Below are 21,225 nucleotides of genomic sequence, written 5' to 3' on the forward strand. Positions count from 1 at the left end.
CGCATGGACCTGAACCAACGCCTCGCCGGTGTGCTGCTGCACATCACCTCCCTCCCTGGCCCGCACGGCATGGGCGATTTCGGCCCGGATGCCTACCGTTACGTGGACTGGCTGCAGTCCGCCGGTCAGGGGCTGTGGCAGTGGCTGCCCTCAACCCCCATCGGCCCTGGTGACAGCCCCTACCAGGGCGTCTCGGCCTTCGCGGGCAGCCAGTGGATGGTGGCCTTCGAGCCCCTGGTGGCCAAGGGCTGGATGAGCGCGCCGCAGCTGCCGCCGGAAGGCTTCGATGCCTCGCGCGTGGACTACGGCCGCGTGCTGCCCTGGCGCGAGCAGCAGCTGCGCGCCGCCGAGGCCGGCTTCCGCGCCAAGGCCAGCGCGGCCGATCAGGCCGAGTTCGCCACGTGGTGCGCCTCGCAGGCGGACTGGCTGGAGGACTACGCCCTCTTCATGGCCATCCGCAGCCCCCGCGGCGGTCAGCCCTGGTGGCAGTGGCCGCAAGACCTGGCACGCCGGGAGCCCGCCGCCCTGGCCGCCGCACGCCAGGAACACGCCGCCGAGATCGACTTCTGGCGTTTCGTGCAATGGTGCTTCGACTGGCAGGTGGCCGGCCTCAAGCGCTATGCCAACGAACGTGGCGTGCGCATCATGGGCGACCTGCCCATCTTCGTGGCCCATGACAGCGCCGACTGCTGGGCCCGCCCGGACCTCTACGATCTCGACGAGCAGTTCCAGACCGTTACCGTGGCCGGCGTGCCGCCCGACGCGCTCTCCGCCGAGGGCCAGCGCTGGGGCAACCCGCTGTACCGCTGGGACCGCATGGCCGCCGAGGGCTATGCCTGGTGGACGGCCCGCGTGCGCCGCGCGCTGAGCAGCGCCGACGTCTTCCGCATCGACCATTTCCGCGGCTTCGCCGGCTACTACGAGATTCCCGGCAGCAGCCCCGATGCCAAGCAGGGCGTCTGGCGCTCCGGCCCGGGCAAGGCCCTGTTCGACGCCATCGAGAAGGCCCTGGGGCCGCTGCCCATCGTGGCCGAGGACCTGGGCTTCATCACCGAGGACGTGCACCAGCTTCGCGATGCCTGCGGCTTCCCCGGCATGAAGATTCTGCAGTTCGGCTTCGGTGGTGACGGCAGCCACGAGTTCCTGCCCCAGATGTGGCCGCGCGCCGCCGTGGCCTACACCGGCACGCATGACAACGACACCGTGCTGGGCTGGTGGCGCCACGCCAGCGCCCGCGAGCGCGCCTTCGCCGGCGCCTACCTGGCCTGCGGCGAGCACGACGTGCACTGGGCCATGATCCGCGCCTGCTGCAATTCCGTCGCCAACATGGCCGTCTTCCCCATGCAGGACGTGCTGGGCCTGGGCGGGGAACACCGCATGAACGTGCCCGGCATCCTCGGGGGCAACTGGGGCTGGCGCCTGCGCTGGGACATGGTCGATGCCGAGCACAGCCGCGTGCTGGGCCTGATCACCGCGGCCAGTGGGCGGGCGGAAGTGAGCTTCATGCGTCTGCCCTGAAAACGCTTTCTTAGCATGAAATCTGGTGTTCCGTTCACCGGGTGAGTCCGCTGCACGGCAGCGGGCTTCATCGCCATCATGGCGCGATGAACACGACCGAAATCTTCCTGATCGCCATGACGGTGATCTTCACGGTGCCCTATCTGGTGTGGCGCCTGGGGGGCACCGACTACTGGGCGCCGCTGGTCGTGGTGCAGATCATCATGGGCATCGTGCTGGGGCCGGGTGTGCTGGGGCGCGCCTTTCCGGACTATTACCAGTTCGTCTTCAACCCGGCGGTCGTGCAGTCGCTCAACGGCGTGGCCTGGTGGGCGGTGATGCTCTTCGTGTGGATCGCGGGCATCGAGCTGGACCTGAAGAAGGCCTGGGTCCACCGCGTGGAGAGCGGCATCACCGCCGGTCTGGCGCTGGGCACGCCCTTGATCGCAGGCAGCCTGGCCGCGCTGGCCCTGCTCGGCGGCGGCTGGATGGGCGCCCGGGCCGAGACCTGGCAGTTCGTGCTGGGCGTGGGCATGTCCTGCGCCGTCACGGCCCTGCCCATCCTGATCCTGCTGATGGAGAAGCTGGAGATCCTGCGCCAGCCCCTGGGCCAGCGCATCCTGCGTTATGCCAGCCTGGACGACATCGCCATCTGGGGCGTGCTGGCCCTGATCCTGATGGACTGGCAGCGGGTGGGGCGCCAGGGGCTTTTCCTGATCCTGTTTGCCGTGGCCACCTGGGGCCTGCGCCGCCTGATGCTGCGCCTGCCCGCCGCGGACCGCTGGTTCGTCAGCCTGATCTGGCTGGCCCTGGTGTCCTTCGGCGCGGACTGGTCGGGCCTGCACTTCATGGTCGGGGCCTTCCTGGCCGGCGCGGTGATGGACGCCGACTGGTTCGACCAGGCCCAGATGGACCTGCTGCGCCACCACGTGCTGATGGTGCTGATGCCGGTGTTCTTTCTCTCCACGGGCCTGCGCACCAACTGGGAGATGGGCGGCTATGCGGTCTTCGGCGTGGCGGGGCTGCTGCTGGCGGTCTCGGTAGGCGGCAAGCTGCTGGGCCTGCAGATCGCCGGGCGCCTGCTGCGCTGGGCGCCGGGCGAGGCCCGCATCATCGGCTGGCTGCTGCAGACCAAGGCGCTGATCATGATCATCTTCGCCAACGTGCTGCTGGACAAGCAGATCATCACCTCCGAGACCTTCACCGCCCTGCTGCTGATGGCCGTGGGCAGCACCATGCTGACGGTGCCGGTGGTGGCACCGATGCTCAGGCCGATGATGGCGCTGGTGAAGCGCGCGAGCTGAGGGGCGTTTGCCGCCTCAACGGCCTTGCCGGCGCGGCCGCAGGAGGCTCAGCGCCGGCGGTAGCGCAAGCCAGAAGCCGGAGGCGGGCATCAGGCTCGCCCCCACGGCGCAAAGGCCCAGCAGGCCCCAGCCCAGCAGGCGCAGGCGCCGGATCTGACCTGCCTGCCTCAAGGGGCCGATGCACAGGGCCAGCAGGGCCAGTGGCAACCCGAACAGCAGGAACCAGCTGACGGCGCCGCGCAGGGGGTCGGTGCCTACGGTGTCGATCCAGCCTTGCGCCACCATGGCGCGCAGCACCGGGGCGAAGACCAGCAGCCCGAACAGGGTGTGCACCGCGGCGACGGCAAGCAGCCAGGGGCCTTCCCAGGCCTGCCAGCGGGAGGGGCGCAGGGGCGGCGACGCGTCAATCACAGTGGTGGTGGGGGTCATGGGCATTCCTTTCAGGTCATGGGTGAGGTGGTGGGCGGGCCTATCCAGCGGTTGCTGGTCTGCACCCGCGCACCCAGGCGGTGGAGCAGCTGGTTGAGACCCAGGTAGCTGCGGTCGAAGAAGGCCAGCTCGGTGGGCAACTGGTGCAGGGCCTGCAGGGCCGTGCGCTGCGGCCCGGCTTCGAGTCGGGGCAGGCAACGGTCCTGGCCGAAGTCATAGACCGGGCTGCGGAAGGGCGCGAGCTGCCAGTCCAGCAAGGGTGACAGCGCCGGTCGCAGCTCCGCGCGGAAGTGCTGCAGCGTCATCCCGGGGCTGATCAGCTGCAGGCTGAGGTAGGCCTGGTGCAGCGCTTCATCGGCATCCGGACGCAGGGCCGCGTTCCAGGCCTGCGCCAGCCCGGCGGTGAATCCTTCCGACAGCCGCTGGGTGCAGCCGAAGTCCAGCAGGCCCAGCTGCCCATCGGCCATGAAGAGGTAGTTGCCGGGATGCGGGTCCGCATGCAGCCAGCGCAGCTCGAAGACCATGCGCAGGAAGGCGTCGAAGATCAGTTGGCCGTAGTGGTCGCGCTGGGCCTGGCTGGGCCGGGTGTCCAGCCACTCCTGCAGGTGCCGGCCGGCCAGCGTCTCCATGACCAGCACCTGGCGCGTGCTCAGCTCGGGGACGGCCGCTGGCACCACCAGGCCTGGCAGGCGCAGCTGCGCGTGGAAGGCCTGCATGGCCTCGGCTTCCTGCGCATAGTCCAGCTCGGCCTCCAGGCTGCGTTCGATCTCGTCGAGTAGCGTGGCCAGGAGCTGGGGCGCCGGCAGGCCGCCGGCCTCGTCGAGCAGGCCGGTGAAGGGGCCGTCCAGCAGCAGTCGCAGCAGCTGCATGTCGCTGCGCACCGTGGCCGCCATGCCGGGGTACTGCAGCTTGATCGCGACCGCGCGGCCGTCGGCCAGCCGGGCCCGGTGCACCTGGCCCAGGCTGGCCGCGGCAAAGGCCTGGGCGTCGAAGTCCGGCAGGCGCTGCGCCCAGTCGTGGCCCAGGGCCTGGCGCAGCTGGCGGTCGACCTGGGCGCGGTTCATCGGCGTGGCCTGGTAGCAGGCGCGCGCCAGCTGCTGGCGCAGGCCCTCGGGCAGCAGCTGGGGCTCGCCGGCCAGCATCTGCGCGGCTTTCAGGGCCACGCCCTTGAGCTGGTTCAGCGCGGTGAAGAGGATGCGGCCCAGCTGCGCTTCCTGCGCGGCGCGCGCGGCTTGGCGCTCTTCCTCGGTGCGTGCCAGGTCTTGCGCCTTGTGGACCAGCCGGCTCGCGCCGGCCTGGACCAGGGCGCGGCCCGCGATGGCGCTGCGCGCCAGGCGGCCGCTGCGCGGGGGGCGTTCGGCGGTCGTCATGCCTTGGGTCGCTGGCGGCGGCTGATCTGGCGCAGCATCAGGGGCACGATCAGCGAGTGGACCGGGCCCACCACGGCCATGTAGAGCCAGCCCAGGCGGTTGTGCTCGTGCACGACGGTGCTGAGCGCCAGCCGGGGCGGCCCCTCCTGCGCGGGCAAGCGGCGCAGCGAGAGGCGCACATGCAGGTGGCGGTCGTTGTCGCCCAGCAGGAGTTCGTCCGGATGCAGGCCCTCCAGCGTGAAGATGCCGACGCGGTCACCCACCCGGTAGGCTTCGGCCGGCTTGGCGGCGTCGGCCTGCAGCTGGCCAAGATGCTTCAGTCCCACCAGGCGGACCGCCCGGTTGCGCAGGCTCATCAGCAGGTTCATCCAGCGCGGGCTGCGGGCCGCCAGCTGCAGCCACAGCGCCAGCAGCTCCTGCTGCGGCTGCGGGTCGGGCAGGGCGTAGCAGTCGGCAAAGTCGGCGCTGGCCAGGGACGGCGCCAGTCGGCTCTCCGCCGGGACCGGGATCTTGGCGATGCGGTGCGCCTTCATGGCTTGCTCCGTGCCGTGCGCTGGCGGGCTTGGGCGGGCGGCGATGCGGGTTTCGTTTTCGGCTGCCTTGTCGGTTTGGGTTTGGGTTCGGGTTTGGGCTCGGGTGCCCGGCCTGTGGATGGGCCAGCGGCGGCCACGGCCTTGCCCAGCCCGCGTCCGGCCAGGGCCAGCATCTGGAGCAGCTCGCCCCGCTGGCCCTGCAGCAGGCGCGCCAGCTGGTTGCGCAGCAGGTAGGCGGCCAGCTCGCCGAGCTTGTTGATCACGCCGCTGCGCAGCACCATCACCAGCAGTCCCAGCACCAGCTCGCTGAGCTGGGTGGTGTCGGCGAAGTCTTCGCTATCGTCGTCCAGCCAGTAGGTGATCAGTCCGAAGAGCCCGTCGGTGAACAGGCCGGCCACCAGGCCCTGGTAGTCGCAGGGGGCGATCTCGCCGGCGGCCTCGGCCGCGGCCAGCCAGTCCTTCACCACGCGCTTGAGGGCGCTCTTGCCGGGCAGGCCGTCGCCCAGCAGCAGCAGCGGCGACTGCTGCGCCAGCTGGCGGGTGAGGGCCACGAACTCGCGGTCGGGCAGCAGGCGCTCCAGCACCGCATCAACAAGGCGCTGCAGTCGCTCCTGCAGGGTGTAGCGCTCGAAGCCGCTGGTCTGCTCCGTGCGGGCCAGCGCCTCGGCCAGCGCCAGCTCGTAGTAGCCCAGCACCAGCTTCTCCTTGCTGGGGAAGTACTTGTAGATCGTGGCGTCGCCCAGGCCGGCCTCGCGGGCGATCTGCTTCATGCTGGTCGCCTCGAAGCCCTGGCGGCTCATCAGCTCCACCGCGGCCTCGATCAGGCGCCGCAGGTTCTGGTCTTGCTGCTGCTTGGAGATTTTCATTGGCTATCCAAAAAAACAGAAAATAGTGATTGTTTTGGATAGTACGTATTAATAATTGGTCTGGCAAGTGCTGGCGGTAGTTGGTGGGTGCGCCGACGGGCCAGCATCTTGTGCAGGGGCGGTGCGTGAAGCATCAACGGATCACTCGCCGTCTCTCGGGATTTTTCTGCCTTGTGGCCCAGGCGCGCGGTGGTACCGTGCTGCCCAGCCGCGCCAGGCAGTTGATAGAGCGCGCCCCAACCAACAGCCCCGGCGCGCGCACGAGCCTGCAGTCCCCTGCATCGTGAGCCGCCGCATCAGCGAGACGACTTCCGATGAGCCTTCCCGACATCATCACCAGCATCGCCAGCGACGCCCGCCCGGCGCAGATCCCCAGCCTGCCGCAGCACCATGACGCGAATGCCCGCAAGGCCCGGGCCTTCCAGCTCTCCATCGCGCGGACGCAGTACAACTACATGCAAAGCTACCTGGAAGGCGTGCCGCTGTCGGCCGACCTGCCGGAGGCCGAGAAGTTCAGCCTGGACTACGAGGCTCAGGTCGTGCAGGTCTTCCTCGCGCTGACCGACAACTTCAAGCGCGTGGTGCTGATGCTGCTGGAGCGCGAGCTGCTGGCCGACGTGCCCACCGCCGCGCTGCGCCGCGTGGAGGAGGCCTATGCCAAGCTCAAGGACTTCAGCATCCTCCACCCGCTGCGGGACATCGAGGAGCTGAAGGACTTCTTCGAAGCCCTGGCCGGCCTGCCCGCGGCGCTGGAGACCCTGGGCAATCTGCCCAAGGACCTGGCCAAGATGGCCGTGGGACTGGACGCGGTCTTCAAGGAATTCCTCCAGAACGGGCCCACTGCCTTCCTGAAGTCCACGCTCTTTGACATGCTCAGCGAGGAGCCGGGCCGCAACTACCTGCAGGCCCAGGGCATCGAGGACTACGAGCGCCTCTTCGTGAGCCTGCCGACGCCGCTGATGCTGTCCATCCAGCCGCAGCCTTGGATGCCTCAGGGCCAGGGCAAGCCCTGCCAGCAGGACTGGTTCTTCGGCTGGCTGCAGACGGCCGGCTACAACACCACCTTGCTGCGTGGCGTGGTGCCGACGCCTGTCGCGCCGGACGTTGACGACCCGATGGAGGGCATCCAGAAGATGCCCCTGGCCGATCTGCTGGCCAAGATGCCGGTGACTGACGCCATGCTGCAAAAGGAGACCGGCCAGTCCGGCCTGACCCTGGCTCAGGTGGCGGAGCAGGGCCGCCTCTTCGTGTGCGACTACGCCCTGCTGGACGGCGCCTGGGCCGACCCGCTGCACGGTGAGCAGCGCTACATGGCCGCGCCCATCGCGCTCTTCTACTGGAACACCACGCCGCCGGCAGGCTACCCCTCGCAGCCCGAGGGCGTGCTGCAACCCATCGCCGTGCAACTGGCCCAGAAGCACGACCCCGAGACCGCGCCCATCTACACGCCCAAGGATGCGGGCAATGCCAATGACGCCAATGGCTTCAAGTGGCGCATCGCCAAGTACTTCGTCAACGTGGCCGCGGCCATCCAGCACGAGGCCATCGCCCACCTGGGCGCCTGCCACCTCGTCATCGAGCCCATCGTGGTGGCTGCGCGGCGCCAACTGGCCGAGAACCACCCCATCCTGAAGCTGCTGGCGCCGCACTTCCGCTTCACGATCAACATCAACGATTCCGCCATCCACAGCCTCATCATCCCCGGCGGCGTGGTGGCCACCAACGTGGGCCCGGCCATCGAATGCACCCTGGGCGTGGTGGCCCAGGCCCACCAGGCCTACCGCTGGGACGACAACCACCCCGAGCGCCTCTTCCGCATCCGTGGCGTGGACGGCCTGCCCAAGTTCCCCTTCCGCGACGACACGATGCTGTTGTGGCAGGCCACGCACCGCTTTGTCGAGCGCTACCTGCGCGTCTACTACAGCAGCGACGCCGAGGTGGCCGGGGACTACGAGCTGCAGGGCTGGATCCACGAGATGACAGCGCCGCAGTTCGCCGGTTTCAAGGGCATGCGCGGCCTCACGGCCACGGGCGATCCCAAGCGCCCCTGGCGCATCGACAGCCTGGCCTACCTGATTGAGGTGGTCGCCCAGGTTATTTACATCGCAGGCCCGCAGCATGCCTCGGTCAACTACGCGCAGTACCCGCTGATGTCCTACATGCCCTCGGTGGCCGGCACGCTCTATGACCCCGCGCCCGCGCGCAGCACGATGGTGAACAGCGAGCAGGACTGCATCCGCTGGTACCCGCCGCTGGACGTGTCCCTCTACACCTTCTCCTTCGAGTACCTGCTCTCCGGCGTGCAGTTCGATACCTTCGGCCACTACGAGCACAACCCGCGAAATCCTTACTTCCAGGATGCGCGTGTCGGGCCGCTGGTGGCGGAGTTCCAGACTGACCTGGCCTTGGCGGAGCGTGAGATCCGCGAGCGCAACCGCCTGCGCCCGGTGGAATACCCCTTCCAGCTGCCATCGCAGATCCCGAATAGCATCAGCATCTGATCGACGCCGACCGGCGGGGCGGGGCGGGTGCTCCGTCCCCGGCCGGATGGCAAGGAGAGATGATGATGGCGAAGAAGATCCTGGTCATGAGCGGCAGCCTGCGCGCCGCCTCCCGCAACACGGCCCTGGCCCGCTACGCGCTGCGCAATGCGCCCGAGGGACTGCAGCTGGAGATGGCGGAGCTCGGCGAGTTCCCCTTTTACAACGCCGACCATCCCGCGCCGCCCCCGCCGGTGGCGCGCTTCTTCGAGCAGCTGCGCCTGGCGGACGGCCTGCTGCTGGCCTGCCCCGAGTACAACTACTCCATCGCCCCGGTGCTCAAGAACGCGCTGGACTGGGCCTCACGCGAGAAGGACAACCACCTGCTGGCCGGCAAGACTGTCGCGCTGATGGGGGCGGGCGGCGGCATGGGCACCTCGCGCGCGCAGTACCATCTGCGCCAGGTCGCGGTGGCCCTGGACCTGCGCGTGCTCAACAAGCCCGAGGTCTTCTGCAGTACCTTCACCGCCGGTCTCTTCGATGAGCAGAACGAGCTGGTGGACGAGCGCATCCAGGGCCTGGTGAAGCAGCTGCTGGAGGCACTGGAGACGGCCCTGCAGCGCTGATCCGGGCACTCCGGGAACAGCGCGGCCCTGTGGCCTCGCTCAGGGCTGCCTGTGCCAGGCACCGGCCTGGGGTCAGGTCTTGCCCTGATCCGGGGCTGGGCGTGCTCAGACCGTCACGTCGAACCGCATCCAGCGCCGCCTTCCGGCCCGCTTGGCGCGGTACAGGGCCTGGTCGGCGTGCCCCAGCAGCATCTCGGGCGTGCAGGCCTCGCTGGCCTGCAGGGTGCTGCAGCCCAGGCTCAGGCTCACATGCGCGGCAGCAGCGGACTTGGCATGCGGGATGGCCAGGGCCTCGATGGCCTCCAGGCAGGCCTGGGCCAGGCGTTCGGCGGCGGCGCTGTCGGTGTCCGGCAGCAGCAGGGCGAACTCCTCGCCGCCGTAGCGGGCGACCAGGTCACTGCCGCGGCTGGCAACGCCTTGCAGCAGTTGGGCGACGGTCTTGATGCAGCGGTCGCCTTCCAGATGGCCGTAATGGTCGTTGAACTGCTTGAAATGGTCGATGTCCAGCATCAGCAGGGACAGCGGCGTGCCGTGGCGCAGGCTGCGCCGCCATTCGATGGCCAGGCGCTCGTCGAAGGCGCGCCGGTTGGCGATGCCGGTGAGGCCGTCGCGCATGCTCATCTGGCGCAACTCCTGGGTGCGGCGCTCCACCTTCTCTTCCAGCTGCTCGTACAGCCGCGCATTGGCCAGGGAGATGGCCGCCTGCGAGCTCAGCAGCTCCAGGGTCTGCTGGTGGCGCGGGGTGAAGGCGTTCTCCAACTGGCGGTTCTCCAGGTAGATCACCGCGACCAGTTTGCCCTGGTTGAGCACCGGCAGGCACAGCACGGACTTGGGCTCGTACTGGCGCAGGTAGCGGCTGTGCGAGAAGCGCTCGTCAGCGGCTGGGCGGTTGAGCAGCTGGGTGCGGCGGCTCAGCTTGGTGTACTCGATCAGGCTGCTGGGCAGCAGGGCCAGGGCGCCCTTGTTGAGCTCGTCCAGAGGGCGGCCGATGCGGCTGGAGTCCATGCGGTGGTGCTCGTTCAGCCCCCCGATGACCTCGACCACCAGGCGGCCTTCGTCGTCCAGCACGATGGCACCGCGCTCGGCGCCGGCGTTCTCCAGCAGCACGCCCAGCATCTGCGGCAGCAGGGCGTCGAGCTGGATTTCCTGGGTCAGCAGTTGGTTGGCCTTGAGCAGGGAGTGGAGGTCCAGCCGGGTGATCTGGTCCAGCGAGTCGCGGTAGGTCGGGCTGCTGCGGCTCTGGCTGCCCTGGGGAGCGCGGGCGCTGGAGAAAGCCGCACCGGGCCACATCGATTCCAGCTGCCTGCACTTCACCACGGCACCCCATTGGCGGTAGTGGTAGTGCGCCTCGCGGACGAAGGTGCGAGCGAGCTGCTGCTGGCGCTGCTCGGTCCAGAAGCGGGCGTAGAGCTCGTTGGCCAGCGCGGCGCAGGGCGTGAAGCCGCTGGCCTGGGCCTGGTCGATGGCCTGGGCGTAGAGTTCCATGGCCTGCTTGTCGCGGCCTTCGACCCGTGCGAGCTCGGCGCCGATCAGCAGCTGCTTGTGCAGGAAGTTGGCCTCGCCGTGGCGTGCCCAGGTCTCGAAGCGGCCCAGGAGCTCCCGGGCGGTGTCCAGCGGCGCCTCGCCTTGCGGGAAGCCCGCCCGCAGGTGGCCGAGGGCTGAATAGAAGCAGCCTTCCACCAAGGAGGGGCTGTCCGGCAGGCACATGGCCACCATGGGCAGCAGGGGCAGGGCTTCGCGCCAGCCGGCGGCGTCGTCCAGCAGATAGCTGTGGCGCAGGCGGGCCGCCACCATCAGGGCCAGCGGGATGCCAGGCTGCAGGGGAACGGCCTTCAGCAGCTCGCTGCTGCGGCAGGTCTGGGTGTCGAAGCTCAGGGGCGCGAGGGTCCGGCCGGTCAGCGCCAGCAGGGGCTGAAGCACGCCGTGGCGCAGCATGGCCTCGGTGGCAGGCTGGCGTGTCTTCTGCAAGAACCGGAGGCCGCGCTCGCACGCCAGCTCCAGCTCGTCCAGCGGCGTGCCCAGGGCGAAATGGTTGACCGAGCTCAGCAGTGCACAATAGCCCGCGGCCACGGGATTGGTCCCGCTCTGGCCCAGTTCCCAGCCCAGTTCGACCTGCTCGATCGATGGGGCCAGCGGCTCGCACCAGTGCTGGTAGAAGGCACTGAAATACTGGTAGACCGTGATGCGAAAGAAGACCGCACCGCGGCGCTCGGCCAACTGCCGCGCCAGATGGCCCAGGGCATAACACTCGGTGTAGGGGCGCTGCATCACGGAGCGCGAGGTCATGTGCGCCACATAGGCGATGCAGCTGAGGTCGCTCTGACCATGCCGCAGCGTGGTGCTCATCATGCGGCAGGTGTTCAGCACAAAGGCGGCAAAGCGCCCGGCTTGGTAGGACGAGTAGGCGAGTGCCATGCCCAGGCGCATCTCCAGCAGGGCCAACTGGTCCCGCATCTCCGGCGCGCGAAGGATGGCGTCCTCGCCGCGCTCGGCCAACTGCAGCTCGGTGGCGGCAAACTCCGCAGGGAACAGCGCCCGCGCTTCTTCCTCGGTGACCGGGAAGGGCCGGCCGATCTCGGCCAGGGCCCGCAGCAGGACATCGACGGCATCCGCGAATCGGCCCTGGATGTGGTATTGCTCCGCCTGCACCTGTCCCAGCTGGGCGCGGCCCTCGCCGTTGGGGCAGGCGGCCTGGGCCAGCGGGTACAGCAGCTCGGCGGCCTGGAAGTTGCCGGCCAGGTACTCGGCCTCGGCCAGCTCCTTGAAGAGGCCCAGCGTGCCTTGGGGGTCTTGCTGCCAGGCATCGTTGGGCAGGAGCGCATGGGCATGACGCAGGAAGTCCACCGCGGTGGCGTGGGCAGAGGCGGCCTTGGCACGCAGGCCGGCACGCAGGTTGAGGCCGCGCAGGGCATTGAGCTCGGCAGGCTGCTGGATCAGGCCTCGCCCCGCATTGAGGCAGGCCAGGATGCTGAAGAGGCGCTGTTCGCACTGGGCCTCATCGCTGGCGGCCAGCAGGCGGCGGCCACAGCGCAGCTGCAGGGCTGCGAGCTCGTGCGAGGGGGTCAGGTCATGCGCGGCCTGCTGGACGCGGTCATGCAGGAAGCGGTAGCGCGCCTCCGCCAGCAGCGTGGGCGTACCGGTGAACTTGTAGCCCTCGTCCAGCGGCAGCACCAGGCTGGCCTGCAGGGCCGGCCAGAGGACGCGGGCGCAGGCCTCGCCGTCGAGCTCGCTGACGGCCATCAGCTCGCTGAGCGAGAAGCTCTCGCCCAGGTGCGCCGCGCTGGCCAGCAGGTGCTGGGTGAGGGGCGGTAGCACGCGCATGCTGTCGAGCATGAGGGTCACGACGTTGTCCGTCATGTCGCGCTGGCGGATGCGGGCGATGTCCCAGGTCCAGCGGCCGCTGCGGCGCTCGTAGTGCAGGTCGTCCAGGGCGTGGAGCCGGCGCAGGAACTGGTTGAGGAAGAAGGGATTGCCGCGGGTCTTCTCCATGCACAGGCCGGCCAGGGGGGCGATCTCGGTGGCGCTGCCATGCAGGCTGTCGGCGATCAGCTGCGAGACATGCTCGGGCTGCAGGTGGTCCAGGTGCAGGCGGCCAGGGCTGACATGGCCGGCCTGCTGAAGGCTCATCAGCATCTGCCGCAGCGGGTGGCCCTCATCCACTTCCTGGTCGCGGTAGGCGCCCACCACCAGCAGGCAGCAGTGGCCTTCCTGGTCGGACAGCAGGTGCTGCAGCAGGCGCAGGCTGGGGCCATCCACCCATTGCAGGTCATCCAGGAACAGGGCCAGGGGATGGGCGCTGCTGGCCAGGGCGCGGGTGAAGGCGGCGAAGGCGAAATGGAAGCGCTGCTCGTGCTCGGCGGCGGGCAGGGCAGGCAGGGGCGGGATCTCGCCGATCAGCAGGCCCAGTTGCGGCAGCAGTGCGGCGATGGAGCCGGCGGTGTCGCCCAGGGCCTGGCGCAGGGTCTCACCCCAATAACCACGGCGATCCAGGCCTTCGGACGCGAGCAGCTCGACAAAGGGCTGGAAGGCCTGGCACAGCGCCGCATAGGGTTCGTTGCGACGGTACTGGTCGCACTTGCCGCGCAGGAAGTAGCCGCGCCGGGCCAGCACGGGCCGATGCAGCTCGGCCACCAGGGCGGTCTTGCCTATGCCCGAGGCGCCGCTGACCAGCAGCAGCTCCGCGCGCCCAGAGGCCGCGCGCTCGAAGGCGGCCAGCATCGCTGCGGTCTCGGCTTCGCGGCCATAGAGCTTCTGGGCGATGCAGAAGCGTTCGGGGGTGTCGTGCCGTCCCAGATGGAAGGACTCGATGTGGCGCCGGTCCGTCCAGCCGCGGGCGCAGCGCTCGAGGTCCTGCAGCAGCCCGTAGCTGCTCTGGTAGCGCTCGTCTGGATACTTGGCGAGCAGCTTCTGCACCAGCAGGGACAGGGGCTCGGGGATGCTCTCGTCGAGCTGGTGCAGAGGCGTGGGCATCAGGGCCAGCTGCGCGTGCAGCAGGGCCATGGGGTCGCTCATCAGGAAGGGGCGGCGGCCCGCGAACAGTTCGTAGAGGGTGATGCCCAGGGAGTAGAAGTCGCTGCGGTAGTCCACCTCCAGGCTGGTGCGGCCGGTCTGTTCGGGGGAGATGTAGTCCAGGGTGCCGCGCAGGCCCGGGCCCGGCAGGGCCTCTTCGCGGTCCAGCGGCGAGGAAAGGGCGAAGTCGCAGAGCTTGAGCCGCATCTGGCGCAGGTCCACCAGCACGTTCTTGGGGGCGATGTCGCCATGGATCAGACGGTGCGCGTGCACATCGCTCAGGGCGCGGCACAGCTGCAGGGCCAGGCCCAGCTTCTCGCTCAGGTCCAGGTGCTGGCCCTCGATCAGCTGCGCCAGGCTGCTGGTGGCAAAGGCCTCCATGGCCAGGACCAGCTTGCGCCCGTCCTGGTGCAGGGCATGAACTTTGATGACCCACTCGGAGTCGATCGATTGCAGGGTCTGGAACTCATGGCGCCAGCGGGCCAGCAACTCGGGGGCAGGCTGCTCGCTGTCGGAGTATTTGAGGACGACGCGTGCGCCGTCCGGCGCCACGGCAGCAGCCACGACGGTGTCGGCATTGGCGTAAATGACGTCGGTCTGGCGGTAGCCGGCAATGAGCATCGGGGCGGAGGTAGGGACCTGGAACAAGGTCGCCCGAGGCTCCTCCTGGCAGAAGGCAACGGGCGCATGAAGACAATCGACAGAGTGTCGCAAATGGACGATGACAGTCAGCAGGAAAACACCGATGGAGTTCGGGGTCTCCAAGGGCAAAACCACGAATTCGCAGGCCGGACGGCGAGTCAGTCCCGGGTTAGGGTCGATCGGGGGGCAGAGCGGGGGCAGTGCCAGCTCAGAACCGTTGCAGCAGCAAGGGCAGTCTCGGGCAAGGGCAAGGCCGCCTCCCGAGCCCGGCGCGCCGCACAAAGAACAACACCCTGGCTGCCGGCAGGCAGGCCAGGGTGTTGGATCGGGGCATCAGCCGCCTTTCAGCGGCCGGGCCTCAGGCCCTTCAGACGTTCACGCCCTTGGCGGTGTCCGCGTACTCCTCGATCTGGTCGAAGTTCAGGTACTTGTAGATGCTGCTGGCGTCCTTGTTCACGATGCCCACGGCCTCGTGGTACTCGGCCACGGTCGGGATGCGGCCCAGCTTGGAGCACACCGCAGCCAGCTCGGCCGAGCCCAGGAACACATTGGTGTTCTTGCCCAGACGGTTGGGGAAGTTGCGGGTCGAGGTGGACATCACGGTGGCGCCTTCGCGCACCTGGGCCTGGTTGCCCATGCACAGCGAGCAGCCCGGCATCTCGGTGCGTGCGCCGGCCGTGCCGAAGGTGGCGTAGTGGCCTTCCTTGATCAGCTCGTTCTGGTCCATCTTGGTCGGCGGGGCGACCCACAGCTTGACCGGGATGTCACGGGCGCCGCCCAGGACCTTCGCGGCCGCACGGAAGTGGCCGATGTTGGTCATGCAGGAGCCGATGAAGGCTTCGTCGATCTTGGTGCCGGCGACTTCGGACATGAACTTGGCGTCGTCCGGATCGTTGGGGCAGCAGACGATGGGTTCCTTGATGTCGGCCAGATCGATCTCGATCACGGCAGCGTACTCGGCGTCGGCATCGGCCTCCAGCAGGTCGGGCTTGGCCAGCCAGGCTTCCACGGCCTTGATGCGGCGCTCCAGCGTGCGCTTGTCCTCGTAGCCGTCGGCGATCATGGTCTTCATCAGGACGATGTTGGAGGTCAGGTACTCCTTGATCGGTGCCGGATTCAGCTTGATCGTGCAGCCGGCGGCTGAGCGCTCGGCCGAGGCGTCGGACAGCTCGAAGGCCTGTTCCACCTTCAGGTCGGGCAGACCTTCGATTTCCAGGATGCGGCCCGAGAAGATGTTCTTCTTGCCCTTCTTCTCGACGGTCAGCAGGCCGGCCTTGATGGCGTACAGGGGGATGGCATGCACCAGGTCACGCAGGGTGACGCCGGGCTGCATCTGGCCCTTGAAGCGCACCAGCACGGATTCCGGCATGTCCAGGGGCATCACGCCGGTGGCGGCGCCGAAGGCGACAAGACCTGACCCCGCGGGGAAGGAAATGCCGATGGGGAAGCGGGTGTGGGAGTCGCCACCGGTACCGACGGTGTCAGGCAGCAGCAGGCGGTTCAGCCAGCTGTGGATCACGCCGTCGCCCGGACGCAGGGCCACGCCACCCCGGTTGCTGATGAAGGCGGGCAGCTCGCGGTGCATCTTCACGTCCACGGCCTTGGGATAGGCGGCGGTGTGGCAGAAGGACTGCATGACCAGGTCGGCCGAGAAGCCCAGGCAGGCCAGGTCCTTCAGCTCGTCGCGGGTCATGGGGCCGGTGGTGTCCTGCGAGCCCACGGTGGTCATCTTGGGTTCGCAATAGGTGCCGGGGCGCATGCCCTTGCCTTCGGGCAAGCCGCAGGCGCGGCCGACCATCTTCTGGGCCAGGGTGTAGCCCTTGCCGCTGTCCACCGGGGCCTTGGGCAGGCGGAATAGGGTGGAGGCGGGCAGGCCCAGGAACTCGCGGGCCTTGCCGGTGAGGCTGCGGCCGATGATCAGGTTGATGCGGCCGCCGGCGCGCACTTCGTCCAGCAGCACTTCGCTCTTGAGCGCGAAGGTCTCGATGACCTCGCCGTTCTTCACGATCTGGCCGGCGTAGGGCAGCACGTCGATGACGTCACCCATTTCCAGCTTGCCAACGTCCACCTCGATGGGCAGGGAGCCGGAGTCTTCCTGCGTGTTGAAGAAGATGGGGGCGATCTTGCCGCCCAGGGTCACGCCGCCGAAGCGCTTGTTGGGCACGAAGGGGATGTCCTCGCCGGTGGCCCAGATCACGCTGTTGGTGGCCGACTTGCGCGAGGAGCCGGTGCCGACCACGTCGCCCACGTAGGCAACCAGGTGGCCCTTCTTCTTCAGGTCCTCGATGAACTGCATCGGGCCGCGCTTGCCGTCTTCCTCGGGCTTGAAGGCCGCGTCAGGACGCGTGTTCTTCAGCATGGCCAGGTAGTGCATCGGGATGTCCGGGCGGCTCCAGGCGTCGGGGGCGGGGGAGAGGTCGTCGGTGTTGGTCTCGCCGGGCACCTTGAAGACGGTGACGGTGATCTTCTGCGCGACTTCGGGGCGCGAGGTGAACCACTCGGCATCGGCCCAGCTCTGCATCACGGCCTTGGCCTGGGCATTGCCGGCCTTGACCTTCTCGGCGACGTCATGGAAGGCGTCGAACATCAGCAGGGTCTTCTTCAGGCCGGCGGCAGCCACATCAGCGACCGTGGCGTCGTCCAGCAGGTCGATCAGGGGCTTGACGTTGTAGCCGCCCACCATGGTGCCCAGCAGCTCGGTGGCCTTGGCCTTGGAAATGAGACCGACGGCGATGTCGCCGTGCGCCACGGCCGCCAGGAAGCTGGCCTTGACCTTGGCGGCGTCGTCCACGCCCGGGGGCACGCGGTGGGTCAGCAGGTCGACCAGGAAGGCCTCCTCTCCGGCCGGCGGGTTCTTGATCAGCTCGATCAGCTCGGCCACCTGCTTGGCATCCAGGGGCAGAGGCGGGATGCCCAGCGCGGCGCGCTCGGCGGTGTGTTGGCGGTAGGCAGTCAGCATGAGGGACTCCAGGGACAAGGAAAGGAAGATGACTCTCAGGGCTTGGGCGCGATGACGCGCAGACCCTTGAAGTAGTCACGAAAGAAACCGGCGTCACGGGTGATCAGGCCCTGGCATTGCAGCAGGGCATGGGCGCCGATGAGGAAATCGGGGACGGATCGCCGCGCCTGCGGAAGCTCGGACTGGCCTTGCAGGCGGGTGCGATAGCGGCGCTGCATCTCGCCCGCCCGCAGCGCCGAGCGAAGCTCCAGCGCAGAGTAGCTGATGCCGATGGCCTCCAGGGTCTCCAGCACGATGTCGCTGTGCCCCAGGCCGGCCACGACCTCGCTGATCACCACCTCGCAGGCCACGACCGGGCCGGCGGACAGCGCGACGCGCAGCAGCTGCTCGGCTTGCTCGGCCAGGGGACCGTCACCGATGTAATCGACCAGGATGGATGTATCGACGGCAATCATGGGAAGGGGTGCCAGTCAATGAAGTTGAGGGCGGGGTTCAGGCTTCGTCGGGCGGCGGATAGGGGTCGCCCGGGGCACGGCCGCGGAGCTCACGCATGACGTCGTCCGAGCTGGTGCCTGGCGGCAGCTTGATCCGGCCCCGCATGCGCGACAGGGCGTCCCCCACATCCTTGCGCAGGATGATGCGACCGCCGTCCAACTCCACCTTGAGGGTGGTGCCTTTGGTCAGTCCCAGGGCGTCGCGGACGGCCTTGGGCAGGGTGATCTGCCCGCGTTCGGCAACAGTCGCTTCCATGCTTGTGCTCCTTGGGGTATGCCGCTGAAAGTATGCATTGATTGTACGTACTTCTGACGGATCCCCAAGCCCGACAGGGTGACTCGGGCATGAAAAAAGGAGGCCGCAGCCTCCTCCTGACCGAGTGCAGACGGATCAGTTGCTGGCGGTCGTGCCCGGCGTGATACCGATGCCGGTGCCCGGCTGCGGCGTGGCTGCCCCATTGGCCACGAACGCGCGCTGCTCGGCGTGCTGGCAGCTGTCCACCATGCGCTGGCCCGCCTTGGCGTTCATCAGCATGGACTTGGACGGGATCTGCAGCCAGACCACGCCGGCGTGCTTGTCTTCCAGGCGCACGGCGCCGGTGGTGGTGGGCTCCGGCGTCATGTTGTAGACCATCTTGCCGAACTGCAGGCGGAAGCGGCCGGGCTTGTCCGGATGGGGGGTGATCTGGACTTGCTGGTTGAACTCGCACTGGGCGTCGCCGGCATGCACGCGCGGGGCCACGGCCAGTTGCTCTTCGGACAGCGTGGCTTCCTCGGGCGGGGGCAGGGGGGCCACGGCCGTTTGGGGCTTCAGCTTGGCGGCGAGGCGGTTCTTGGGTGCCGCCGGCGTTTCCTTGGCAGCAGCGAAGACCTGGCCCGCCAGCAGCAGAGCGCAGGCGCCCAGGGCGAAGGAGAGTGTGCGGAGGTGTTGCATGAGAAATCCTGTGCAGATGCTTGATTGTGCAAGCAAAAGTGCTATTTGTGGCCGCTTGGCCAAGCCCGGGAAGCGACCGGCGCAAGCATGCGCCCCGCGAGATCGGCTGTCTATGCCAGAAATCCCTTCATCTGCAAGAAAACGTGAGGCCTGCACTGCGGCGCCTCGGATTGGGCCTGGGCAGGTCAGCCGCTGAAGTAGGCGGCCTCGACTTCCGCCGGCAGGGCCTGCCCGGTGCGGTGGGCGCGCTCCAGCACCTGCCAGAAGTAGCGGTAGCTGGCGCGGTCGTGCAGAGTGTCGCGGTGCTGGATGGGAGCCCAGCAGGCCGCCTGCGCGGCGTGGATGATCTCGATGGCTTCATCGATCTCGGCCATGCGGGGTGCGAAAGCCTCGATGATGGGCCGGATCTGGTTGGGGTGGATGCTCCACATGCGGGTGTAGCCGAACTCGCGCGCGGCTCGGCCGGCCGCCAGCTCCAGGGCGTCGGTGTTCTTGAACTCGGTCACCACGCAGTGTGAGGGCGTCTTGCCGTGGGCATGCGCGGCGGCGGCGATCTCCAGCTTGGCGCGCACGACCAGGGGGTGGCTGAACTGGCCATCCACGGTCAGGCCGGCGCGGGGAATGGCGCCGCGGTGGGCTGACACGAAATCCATCAGGCCGAAGGACAGCGACTCGATCCGCGGATGCGCCGCGATGCGCTGCACGTCGCGCAGTGCGCCGTGGGTCTCGATCAGCACATGCACGGGCAGCTCGCGCAGCAGGCCCAGGCGCGCGCGGGTGGCGTCGATGAAGGCGACGGCACGGTCCACATCCTCGAAGGACTGGGGCTTGGGCACCATCAGGTAGGCCAGACGCTCGCCGCCGCCAGCCAGCAGGCCCTCGACATCGGCCTCGAAGGCCGCATGGCCCAGCGGATGCACGCGGGCGCCCACGCGGCCATGGCGATTCAGCGGGTCGTTGAGCACCTCGTTGACCAGCAGCACATGCTCGACCTCGCCACCCACTGGGGCGCCGTCCTCGCAGTCGAGGGTGATGTCGAACACGGGTCCCATCTCGGCCTGCAGCGCCAGGCTTTTGCGCATGCGCGCCTCCACGCCGCAGTAGTGGTCGACGACGGGCAGCAGGGTGGCGGCATCGCCCTCTTCAAAAAGGGCCAGGCGAGGGTGCGGCGCGGTGCTCATGGGCGGGGCTCGATGGATCAGTGGCTGAAATGAAAAAGGGCCGGCACGGGGCCGACCCTTCACCGTATCACGAAGCGTAGTCCGTGATGCTGTCAGGCGCTGCGCTGATTACAGCAGGTGCTTGACGCCGTTCTGCTCTTCCAGCAGCTCGTTGAGGGTCTTGTTGATGCACTCTTGCGAGAAGGCATCGATCTCCAGGCCCTCGACGATCTTGTACTCGCCGTTCTCGCAGGTCACGGGGTAGCCGAACATCACTTCGGCGGGGATGCCGTACTCGCCCTTGGACGGGATGCCCATGGTGACCCACTTGCCGTTGGTGCCCAGGGCCCAGTCGCGCATGTGGTCGATGGCGGCATTGGCAGCCGAGGCGGCCGAGGACAGGCCGCGGGCGGCGATGATGGCGGCGCCTCGCTTGCCGACGGTGGGCAGGAAGGTCTCGCGGTTCCAGGTCTCGTCGTTGATCATGGCCTTGACCGACTGGCCGCCGATGGTGGCGAAACGGTAGTCGGCGTACATCGTGGGCGAGTGGTTGCCCCAGACGGCCAGCTTCTCGATGTCGGCCACAGCCTTGCCGGTCTTGGCGGCGATCTGAGAGGCGGCGCGGTTGTGGTCCAGGCGCAGCATGGCGGTGAAGTTCTTGGCCGGCAGGTCCGGGGCCGACTTCATCGCGATGTAGGCATTGGTGTTGGCGGGGTTGCCCACGACCAGCACCTTGACGTTGCGCGAGGCCACGGCATTGAGGGCCTTGCCCTGCACCGTGAAGATCTGGGCGTTGGCGGCCAGCAGGTCCGAACGCTCCATGCCGGGGCCGCGGGGGCGGGCGCCGACCAGCAGGGCGAAGTCGGTGTCCTTGAAGGCGGTCATCGGATCGCTGTGGGCCTCGATGCCGGCCAGCAGCGGGAAGGCGCAGTCTTCCAGCTCCATGATCACGCCCTTCAGTGCGTTCTGGGCCTTCTCGTCGGGGATCTCCAGCAACTGCAGGATCACGGGCTGGTCCTTGCCCAGCATTTCGCCGGAGGCGATGCGGAACAGCAGGGCGTAGCCGATCTGGCCTGCGGCGCCGGTGACGGCAACGCGAACGGGTTTCTTGCTCATGGAGGTCTCCGAAAAGGATGAAAAAGCTGTTCGTGGCGCCACTGGTTGCAGTGCACGGCGGTCATCCCCGGGAAGAGCGAGACCGAAGGGCGGGCAGGCGGCAGCGCGGTGGCCGCAAGTGTAGGTCAGAGTCCGGGCGTTTCCCCTATTGACCCATTTCAACGCTGCCACTTGAGGCCGGGCAGGCGAGATTATGCGGCGTCCTTTGCATAAAACTGACTGTCTTATGTCTTATAGAAGACATTTTTGAGAGGATTTGCTGAATCCGCTCGACGGCGCGGGTCGGCCTGTGCTCGAATCCCGGCC

The 21,225-nt window shown here is 68.3% G+C and carries 15 protein-coding genes; 4 read left to right on the top strand and 11 right to left on the bottom strand.

The window, feature by feature from the left end:
* Window positions 1-3: 3 nt before the first annotated feature.
* Entirely contained in the window at window positions 4-1,518 is a 1,515-nt protein-coding gene (malQ, locus tag H5407_RS02665; RefSeq protein WP_183102858.1) for a 4-alpha-glucanotransferase, read from the top strand.
* Between the two features lie 86 nt (window positions 1,519-1,604).
* Entirely contained in the window at window positions 1,605-2,801 is a 1,197-nt protein-coding gene (locus H5407_RS02670; protein ID WP_183102859.1) for a cation:proton antiporter, read from the top strand.
* Between the two features lie 15 nt (window positions 2,802-2,816).
* On the opposite strand, the gene H5407_RS02675 is transcribed toward H5407_RS02670, so the two are convergent.
* From H5407_RS02675 to H5407_RS02690, 4 genes are read right to left on the bottom strand one after another with little or no spacing between them, the layout of a single operon-like run.
* Window positions 2,817-3,230: a DUF6463 family protein gene (locus H5407_RS02675; protein WP_183102860.1), complete on the bottom strand. Its 414-nt coding sequence runs from the start codon at window positions 3,228-3,230 to the stop codon at window positions 2,817-2,819.
* An 11-nt stretch (window positions 3,231-3,241) separates the two neighbouring features.
* The gene (locus tag H5407_RS02680) at window positions 3,242-4,600 is read right to left on the bottom strand and encodes an AarF/ABC1/UbiB kinase family protein (protein ID WP_183102861.1); all 1,359 of its coding nucleotides are present in this window, start codon (window positions 4,598-4,600) and stop codon (window positions 3,242-3,244) included.
* A complete protein-coding gene (locus H5407_RS02685) occupies window positions 4,597-5,133 on the bottom strand; it encodes a DUF2867 domain-containing protein (RefSeq protein ID WP_183102862.1) in 537 nt (178 codons plus the stop codon). The genes H5407_RS02680 and H5407_RS02685 overlap by 4 nt, the downstream gene beginning before the upstream one ends.
* Window positions 5,130-5,999, bottom strand: coding sequence for a TetR/AcrR family transcriptional regulator (locus H5407_RS02690; protein WP_183102863.1), 870 nt, complete (start codon window positions 5,997-5,999; stop codon window positions 5,130-5,132). Before H5407_RS02690 ends, H5407_RS02685 begins: the two co-directional genes overlap by 4 nt.
* Window positions 6,000-6,313: 314 nt before the next feature.
* Between H5407_RS02690 and H5407_RS02695 the strand changes: the two genes are divergently transcribed.
* Both H5407_RS02695 and H5407_RS02700 read left to right on the top strand, forming a co-directional pair.
* Window positions 6,314-8,500: a lipoxygenase family protein gene (locus tag H5407_RS02695; RefSeq protein WP_183102864.1), complete on the top strand. Its 2,187-nt coding sequence runs from the start codon at window positions 6,314-6,316 to the stop codon at window positions 8,498-8,500.
* 65 nt (window positions 8,501-8,565) lie between these two features.
* Window positions 8,566-9,105 (top strand): NADPH-dependent FMN reductase, encoded by a 540-nt coding sequence (locus H5407_RS02700; protein ID WP_183102865.1) that lies wholly within the window; start codon window positions 8,566-8,568, stop codon window positions 9,103-9,105.
* Window positions 9,106-9,210: 105 nt separating this feature from the next.
* On the opposite strand, the gene H5407_RS02705 is transcribed toward H5407_RS02700, so the two are convergent.
* The 7 genes from H5407_RS02705 to H5407_RS02735 all read right to left on the bottom strand — a co-directional run bounded on the left by H5407_RS02705 (window position 9,211) and on the right by H5407_RS02735 (window position 20,919).
* Entirely contained in the window at window positions 9,211-14,262 is a 5,052-nt protein-coding gene (locus H5407_RS02705) for a diguanylate cyclase domain-containing protein (protein WP_183102866.1), read from the bottom strand.
* Window positions 14,263-14,623: 361 nt separating this feature from the next.
* A complete protein-coding gene (acnB, locus tag H5407_RS02710) occupies window positions 14,624-17,215 on the bottom strand; it encodes a bifunctional aconitate hydratase 2/2-methylisocitrate dehydratase (RefSeq protein WP_183102867.1) in 2,592 nt (863 codons plus the stop codon).
* A 35-nt stretch (window positions 17,216-17,250) separates the two neighbouring features.
* A complete protein-coding gene (locus H5407_RS02715; protein WP_183102868.1) occupies window positions 17,251-17,670 on the bottom strand; it encodes a type II toxin-antitoxin system VapC family toxin in 420 nt (139 codons plus the stop codon).
* Window positions 17,671-17,707: 37 nt separating this feature from the next.
* Window positions 17,708-17,965 (bottom strand): AbrB/MazE/SpoVT family DNA-binding domain-containing protein, encoded by a 258-nt coding sequence (locus tag H5407_RS02720; protein WP_183102869.1) that lies wholly within the window; start codon window positions 17,963-17,965, stop codon window positions 17,708-17,710.
* Between the two features lie 135 nt (window positions 17,966-18,100).
* On the bottom strand, window positions 18,101-18,643 hold the full coding sequence (locus H5407_RS02725; protein WP_183102870.1) for a hypothetical protein: 543 nt from the start codon (window positions 18,641-18,643) through the stop codon (window positions 18,101-18,103).
* A gap of 185 nt (window positions 18,644-18,828) precedes the next feature.
* On the bottom strand, window positions 18,829-19,824 hold the full coding sequence (locus tag H5407_RS02730) for a CoA ester lyase (RefSeq protein WP_183102871.1): 996 nt from the start codon (window positions 19,822-19,824) through the stop codon (window positions 18,829-18,831).
* A gap of 108 nt (window positions 19,825-19,932) precedes the next feature.
* A complete protein-coding gene (locus H5407_RS02735; protein WP_183102872.1) occupies window positions 19,933-20,919 on the bottom strand; it encodes a malate dehydrogenase in 987 nt (328 codons plus the stop codon).
* Window positions 20,920-21,225: the final 306 nt, after the last annotated feature.

The sequence above is a fragment of the Mitsuaria sp. WAJ17 genome, from assembly GCF_014174515.1.
Taxonomy (GTDB): Bacteria; Pseudomonadota; Gammaproteobacteria; order Burkholderiales; family Burkholderiaceae_C; genus Roseateles_B.